The sequence below is a fragment of the Chromobacterium aquaticum genome (assembly GCF_021129195.1).
Taxonomy (GTDB): Bacteria; Pseudomonadota; Gammaproteobacteria; order Burkholderiales; family Chromobacteriaceae; genus Chromobacterium; species Chromobacterium aquaticum.
Window position 1 is genome coordinate 1 of the sequence record NZ_JAJOHW010000305.1, and the last position, 647, is coordinate 647.

Annotated in this window: 1 protein-coding gene; it reads right to left on the reverse strand. The window is 69.2% G+C overall.

The window, feature by feature from the left end; all coding sequences use genetic code 11:
• Positions 1 to 56 precede the first annotated feature (56 nt).
• A partial coding sequence (locus LQT98_RS23960; RefSeq protein WP_231465773.1) for a DotU family type IV/VI secretion system protein occupies positions 57 to 647 on the reverse strand: 591 nt, incomplete at its 5' end.

The following is a 647-nucleotide window of genomic DNA, read 5'->3' on the forward strand; positions in this document are numbered from 1 at the left end:
CAGCGCCAGCGCGAACAGCAGGGCCAGCAATACAATGCCGGCTATGGTCTGAATCGTCATTTATTCTGTCCGTCCCCATCCGTCCCGTGGTACAGCATGGGTTCCACCCGCGACACGATGTCATGCCAGAACACGTGCCCCACCACCGACATGCCCAGCAGGATGGCGGCCACGCCCAGCGCCAGCCGGAAGCCGTCCGGCAGCATGCGCCGCACGCTCAGCCGCTGCGGCGGCAAGGCGCTGCTGCGTTCCAGCGCCGGCGCCAGGCTGCGCATGTCGGCATCGCGCTGGTAGGCGAAGGCGAACAGTTCGCGCCGCCATTCCTCGTGCTGGGCCAGGCCGCCGGGGCCGCGCAGCCGGCCGTAGAAGCCCAGGGTCAGTGTTTGCAGGCAGACATTAGCCAGATCGCGCCCGGCCGGGTCGCGCTCGCGCAGCACTTGTTCGATCAAGGCCGGCACTTTGTCGCCGGCGGCGCGGCTGCCGAACAAGCGCTGTTCCAGCGGCGTGGCCTGCCACAGGCTCTGCCCCGGCCAGTCGTCGAACAGCAGGCGCTCGTCTATCAGCGCGACGAACAGGTATTGCAGGGCTTCGATCTGGTTTTGCCCGGCCGCGCCCACGCGCGCGCCGGCGGTGCGGCTGAGCCGCCG